The 5,882-nt window shown below is 55.6% G+C and carries 10 protein-coding genes; all 10 read right to left on the bottom strand.

The genetic code is table 11. The features are described 5' to 3' along the window. A partial coding sequence (locus tag C4885_RS15110; RefSeq protein WP_147237865.1) for a peptidoglycan DD-metalloendopeptidase family protein occupies window positions 1–809 on the bottom strand: 809 nt, incomplete at its 3' end. A gap of 12 nt (window positions 810–821) precedes the next feature. After that, complete coding sequence (locus C4885_RS15105) at window positions 822–1,763, bottom strand: tail fiber protein (RefSeq protein ID WP_147237863.1); 942 nt, start codon at window positions 1,761–1,763, stop codon at window positions 822–824. Window positions 1,764–1,765: 2 nt separating this feature from the next. After that, window positions 1,766–2,746 (bottom strand): hypothetical protein, encoded by a 981-nt coding sequence (locus C4885_RS15100; protein WP_114001128.1) that lies wholly within the window; start codon window positions 2,744–2,746, stop codon window positions 1,766–1,768. A 7-nt stretch (window positions 2,747–2,753) separates the two neighbouring features. Continuing rightward, the gene (locus tag C4885_RS15095) at window positions 2,754–3,065 is read right to left on the bottom strand and encodes a hypothetical protein (RefSeq protein WP_114001127.1); all 312 of its coding nucleotides are present in this window, start codon (window positions 3,063–3,065) and stop codon (window positions 2,754–2,756) included. Window positions 3,066–3,067: 2 nt separating this feature from the next. Then, a complete protein-coding gene (locus C4885_RS15090) occupies window positions 3,068–3,655 on the bottom strand; it encodes a hypothetical protein (protein ID WP_114001126.1) in 588 nt (195 codons plus the stop codon). Continuing rightward, on the bottom strand, window positions 3,645–3,923 hold the full coding sequence (locus tag C4885_RS15085; protein WP_114001125.1) for a hypothetical protein: 279 nt from the start codon (window positions 3,921–3,923) through the stop codon (window positions 3,645–3,647). The genes C4885_RS15090 and C4885_RS15085 overlap by 11 nt, the downstream gene beginning before the upstream one ends. Further along, window positions 3,920–4,249, bottom strand: coding sequence for a hypothetical protein (locus C4885_RS15080; protein WP_114001124.1), 330 nt, complete (start codon window positions 4,247–4,249; stop codon window positions 3,920–3,922). The genes C4885_RS15085 and C4885_RS15080 overlap by 4 nt, the downstream gene beginning before the upstream one ends. Then, window positions 4,246–4,428: a hypothetical protein gene (locus C4885_RS15075; RefSeq protein ID WP_114001123.1), complete on the bottom strand. Its 183-nt coding sequence runs from the start codon at window positions 4,426–4,428 to the stop codon at window positions 4,246–4,248. Before C4885_RS15075 ends, C4885_RS15080 begins: the two co-directional genes overlap by 4 nt. 20 nt (window positions 4,429–4,448) lie before the next feature. Next, window positions 4,449–4,637 (bottom strand): hypothetical protein, encoded by a 189-nt coding sequence (locus C4885_RS15070; protein WP_114001122.1) that lies wholly within the window; start codon window positions 4,635–4,637, stop codon window positions 4,449–4,451. Then, on the bottom strand, window positions 4,634–5,882 hold a 1,249-nt coding region (locus C4885_RS16560; protein ID WP_158538926.1), incomplete at its 5' end, for a hypothetical protein. The genes C4885_RS15070 and C4885_RS16560, both read right to left, overlap by 4 nt.

The raw sequence follows: 5,882 nt of genomic DNA, 5'->3' as shown, positions 1-5,882 counted from the left end.
CACGGCTCATACTCAATGTCATACGCCACCGGCAGGCACAGGTGCTTGCCCTTGATCGCGGCCAGGCAGCAGCGGGCTTCTTGCCGGGCTTCCGCCGGGGTGCTGGCGTAGCTGTACCAGTACACGCCATACTGGATGCCCAGACGGGCACACTCCGCTGCGTTGCGCTCAAACTGGGGGTCTTTCTGGCTGCTGTAACGGCCATACCCGGCGCGCAGCATAGCATGGCGGATGCCCTTGCTGTAGGCTGCCTGCCAGTCAAATCTGCCCTGGTGCTTGCTTACGTCGATTGCGTAATACATACGCTTCACTTCCTTTGTGTTGTTTTTTACGCTGCTATAGCTGCCCAATTTTACCGCACTGCTGGCCATGCTGAAATCAGCATCCAGCCAGTTCAGCGGGTTGGTACGCTGGCCTTTCCAGCGCACTTCAAAATGCAGGTGTGCTCCATAGCAGTTGCCGGTATCGCCGCTGTAGCCGATCAGCTGCCCCTCCTGCACCTGTTGGCCCTGGGTCACGCAGAGTTTGCTCAGATGGGCATACAGGGTTTCGAGGGTTCCGTACTTGTAGGTCGTGTGGCGCAGCTTGACCATGTTGCCATAGCTGTTGATGTCCCCCTGGGTGCGCTTGCCGTTCCAGCGGTAGGCCGTCTCCACCGTGCCACCCTCTGCGGCGTATACCGGCGTGCCTACCGCCGCGCGGAAATCCAGCGCCCGGTGCAGGCTGCCATCATTGTAGAGCCAGCCCGCGGTGATGATGTGCTGGGCCAGGGGCCAGTGAAGCAGAACGTCTTCGTTTGAAAGTCTCATGATTTGTTGTCCTTATTTTGTCCTCTTCCACATATAAACCGCCAGATAGGGCGGCATGTTGTTGTGAGCTTTCCCGGAACCGCCGGAGGCGACTGTTACGGTTTTGGATTCCCAGTTCGGAATACCCCAGCCTCCTGATTGCGTTTGAACATACGCATCCGCAGAGCTTCCGGTTTTGGAGCGTATTACGTTGCTTCCGTTGGTTACAGACAACGAATAATTCGGTAGCTCGCTTTGTGTAAGCGTATGGGCGGATTCACCCCCAGTAGCACCTGCGGGAAAACTACCAGAAGCACCAAGCAAAAAGCGTTCAGAAATTCTTTCCCAGGTACCGCCAAATAAAGACTCTGGGCTTGTATTGCTTACGGTCATGTAAATACTGCCAATCGGCCAGGCTGCAAGTTTTGCTTCCGCGATGGCCGCCTTCACCGCCGCCGGCGTTGCCGCAACACCACCATTGGTCGAACTTGTTGAACTGGTCGAATCACTCAATTTCACACCGCCCAAAGTCGAAGCATTACCTGTCGGCAGTGTGTACTTAGTATCTGTTGTCGGCGGTGTGTATCCCAAAGCACTTGTCACGTTCGCCTTTGTCAAACTAATCGTGCCGGAATTCTCCGTAATGTTACTCCCGATTTTTACACCACCCAAAGTCCAAGCACTTGCGGTTGGCAGTGTGTACTTGGTATCAGTAGTCGGTGGCGTATAACCCAGTGCATTTGTCACGTTAGTCTTACTAATGCTGATCGTGCCGCTGTTCACTGTAATATTGCTGCCAATCTTTACGCCACCCAGGGTTGAACTGGTAGCGGCAGGCAGCGTATGGGTACCGGAGGAGGCCGGTGTCATATAGATCTGGTTGCTGTTCAGCGTTCCTTCACTCTTAGCATTATCATACTGGGCTTGCGTCAGGTAGTTGATCACCAGGCTGTCCAGCTTTGTGTCAGTGGCCATAATCATATACCTCTCGTTACAATCGCGCTGATTGCGGATAGTCCACTCGGCAGCCCAGTCAGTTTTCCGTTGCTGATGCTTAGGCTCAGATTAGTGCTGCTTGGGCCGCCGTATATGGCGCTCTTGTGGTACTTGTCGCCCTCAAACGCGACCAGGCTCGTAGTCTGCCCGCCCCAGCCGCCGGAACTGGTTATGGTGCCATAGCCCCAAATCTTAATGGTTCCGCTGGCGGTCTTAAAACTCACGCTGGGGTTGGTGTCCGTAATGGCATAAGCCTCCACATTGTTATTGCCATTGCCGCCGGAACTCCCGCCGCCGGCATAAGTTCCTGTCACACCAAAAATGTTCACACCGCTCTTAATGTTCCCGGCCACCAGGTTTGCATCGCCCTTGATTGTCTGTGTCCCGCTCAGGTATTGCCCAGATGCAATGCTCTGATCGGTTGTCTTCGGGGTGTAAGTTGCTGCGCTTTTTTTGGTTACATCACTGCCAACATAAGTACTCGATATGGCATTCACGGTCACTTTGCTCAGTCCGTCATATCCGTTGTCCGGGCTTACCGTCTGGGTGCTTTCACTGGGACTGACCGCTTTGCTCTGTAGTGTTGGGCCGCCAGTTGCCTCGTTGTAGCTGCCGGTTACATTAAAAATCGTTACACCCTTTTTAATATTACTCGCAATTAAATTGCTATCGCCTTTAATTGTTTGGGCACCACTTAAATACTGGCCGGATGCAATGCTTTGATTGCTAGTTCCCGGCGTATAAGTGGCGGCGCTTTTTTTGGTTACGCTGCTACCGATATACGTGTTCGATATGGCTTCCACCGTGACGGAACTTAAAGCGTCGTAACTGCTGTCAGGATTTACGGTTTGGGTATTCTCACTTGGGGTAACTGTTTTGCTCTGCAATTTTACGCCGCTGGAGCCACCACTCACAAAGCCGCCCTGCATATCAACGGCATTGCTGCCTAAATACACACCCATGCAACTGTCACCACCTTCTGAGCGTAACGTTTGTCGCGCCAACGCTGGCTGCCGTTATGTCAATGGTTTTTGCGCTGCTGCCGTCCCATGCGCCCTGACTGGTTCCGTTCAGTTTGATAGTCAGGCTGTTATTTAGTTTTTCGGCGCTCGTTGCGGAGCCGCCTGCGTTGCTGGAACCGGCATAGTTTGTGGTTCCGGTGACTTTGGCCCCTGTGGCACTGTGGGCAATTACCCCTTTCGGCAGGTCGGCAGCCCGCACCGTATCGCCGGTCAGGTCGAGGACAACGGCATCATTGATAACAACCTTGTTTACGGCCATGCTCAGCCTCCGATCGTCAACGTCTGGCCGCCAGCCGCATTATCAACGTATGTGGCCGGGATCGCCTGCACAGTAACTTGAGACAGGCAGTTATACGCTTTGTCGGGCAGCACAACCTGCTGCTCAAAGGTCGGCGTAACGCTCTTGGCCTGCGGCTTCATACCTTCGCTGCCGCTCATAGAGCCTTTCACGCCCAGGACCGTAACGCCCTCGCGGATATTTGCGGGCACCAGCTTGGCCTGTTCGGTCGCTGCGATAGTCACTCCGCCCGCGCCATCGTGAAAGCCCATGGGGATGGTGTATTTACCAGAAACGGTGCTGATTTCACCGTTGACTTCGCCGTTGTTGGGCATCGTGCCGGTCATTTTAGCGCCACGCGCGTAGAATGTTTTCCCGTTCAAAACCTCCGCCACAGCTGCGGTGGCATCGCTGGTATCCGCGTCTTTCGTGCTGGTACCGGTAATAGGGGCGCCGGACTTGTCGTGCGCCGTGATACCTTTGGCCAGCTTGTCCGGGGTTACGGTATCTGCGGTAAGGTCAAGCTTCGTTTCCTTGCCGATAACCACCTTGTTCACATATTTATTGGGCATTGTAGTACTCCTCTCCTATAATCAGTGTGTAGCCACTGGAATCGTTGGCTACCTCGTACTGAGGTATCTTCTTGATTGTTAGGTCCTGCTGCATTAGTCGCTTTGCGGTGGGCAAAACCTGCGCCGAGAACAACGGCGTGATGTCATACGGCCCGCTGTACTCCGGCGCACCCACCACTGTGGTGCCGGTCACGTCCACCCGCACGGATGCCGCCCCGGCAATGCGCACTGATACGGCGCTCTGTTGGGCCACTCGCACCTGGATCATGCACCATCAACCTCCTGGAATAAGGTCGGGCTCATTTTGAGCGTCAAAATCTCCGTCTGCGGCTGGTCAGTGCTGTCCCGCAACGTGATGCGGGTGTCCATGTACAATGCTTCGCCGCCCAGGAATTTGTACGTTTCTTCCCGCGTCCAGGGGATAAGGATGATGTTCTGTCCTTCCTGCCGGGTGCAGTCATCCGGCCAGACGTTGGATTTAATGGCCGGGAAGCCTTTGCAGCTCTTCTGCTTGAACACAAATTCGATCCGGCTCACATCATCCAGATCCATCCCGATTTCCACGGGCAGCACGAATTGCGTTCCCTGTTTCATTCGTTTTTCTCCTGGTTCGGCTGGTTCTCCGCTGCCATTTCCTCTGCAGCCATATTTTCACGTACAGCAGACAGTACGTTCTCTAAAATCAGCTCAGATACCGCATAGGGAATCTGGGCATCATTCAGGGCAGCAATAATCCTGCGTTTGCAATCTTTAATGCGTTTGGTATCGGTCATGGTCTGCACCCCCTTATGTGTCACAGCCGCGCATTTACAGCGTCTTTCAAGGTTTTGATAGCGGCCAGAAGATCCTCATCCAGAGCCACGAAGGAGGCCCTGTTGTTCTGGCTGGTGATGTTGCCGTTGTCGTCCAGTTCCATGTATGTGTAGCTCACGCGTTCGCCTTCGGCGGTCGTAACGACCGCCACGCCAGATAATTTCTTCATGTTAATCTCTCCGATTCCTCCAAAAGAATGTCTGCGGTCTCGTCTGCGCCTGTCTCCATAGCCAACAGGTCATCTGCGGCGGTGGTGCTTTCATCCTGGGCGCGGGCAGCAGCGCTGGCGGCCAGCTCAATGCCCGCCGGGGTACCAGCGGGATAGCTGCTGTCACTGCGGTCGGCATAGCCGCCCTCATAGCCGCGCTGGGCGGCCATGCAGAGCCACGCAAATTGCTGTCTCGGTGCGCCGTGTACAATGGCGTACTGGCCGCAGTTTTCGGCCCACAGATGGCCGGTTCCATCGCAATCCGTCAGCAGCCAGGCGGGCTGCCCATATTGGGCGATGGTCTCCGCATAGCGTGGGTCAAGGGCAATCAGGCACCAGCCGTCTGGGCTGCACCGGCCCTTACCCCAGTCCGCAAAGGTGGGCACCGGCGTCTCAAATGCAGCCATTTTCAGTGCACCAAAGCTGGTAGGCACCACGCGGGATTTGCTGCCCCAAACGTCTAGGTTGTGCACGTTGAGCTTGCCGCTCACGCCAACGCGCGTCGTGTTAAAATCGGCATCGCTGTCATCGCTGCGGTTGTAGGTGATCTGCATCCCAACGTAAGATGTGGGGTCGAGTCCGTTGACCCAGCCGTACTTGGCGTACTTGCTGCACGCCCCAATGTAGGAGCTGCCAGCCTCAGAGTACAGCACGCCGGTCAGGCCGATGCTGCCGGTGTTGATGGTGGCGTACCATGCGATGTGCCGGTTGTCCAGAAACACGCGCTCACCGGCCTCGGTGCCCATACGTATCCACGCGTTGTCCAGGTCATACACGGTGGAGTATTTGAGATTGTGAATCTGCCCGGTGGTAATGTTGCCGCCGTTGATGATTGTCTTATCCTGGTTCCAGGTACTCAAATCCGAAAATGTCACAACGCCGGATAGGTTGATCTGTGCGCTGGTGATCTCTGCTCCGCCTGCCGTCAGCTTGATGGTGCTGCTGGTTCCGCTTGTGCTGGCCGTCAGCTTAATTTCGCTCACCGTCTGCTTGATCTCGGTTTTGGTTTCGTTGGCGGTCAGATAGTCGCCGGTGCTGGCCGTCCACGCAGTGGGGGCGTTGCCCATCTGCACCATGGGGTGCATAATGGTCAGATCGTTGGTAACGGTGGCGTTATCGTCCGCGGTACTCACAAACAGACCGTCTGCATAGCCGTCCGCGGTCGCCGTGAACGCCGCCCAGCGCAGCTTCCAGCCGTTGTCCAGC

This window comes from Subdoligranulum sp. APC924/74 (assembly GCF_003324125.1).
Classification (GTDB): Bacteria; Bacillota; Clostridia; order Oscillospirales; family Ruminococcaceae; genus Gemmiger; species Gemmiger qucibialis.
Note: the sequence above shows the minus strand (reverse complement) of the source record. Positions and strands in the feature narration are given on the sequence as shown.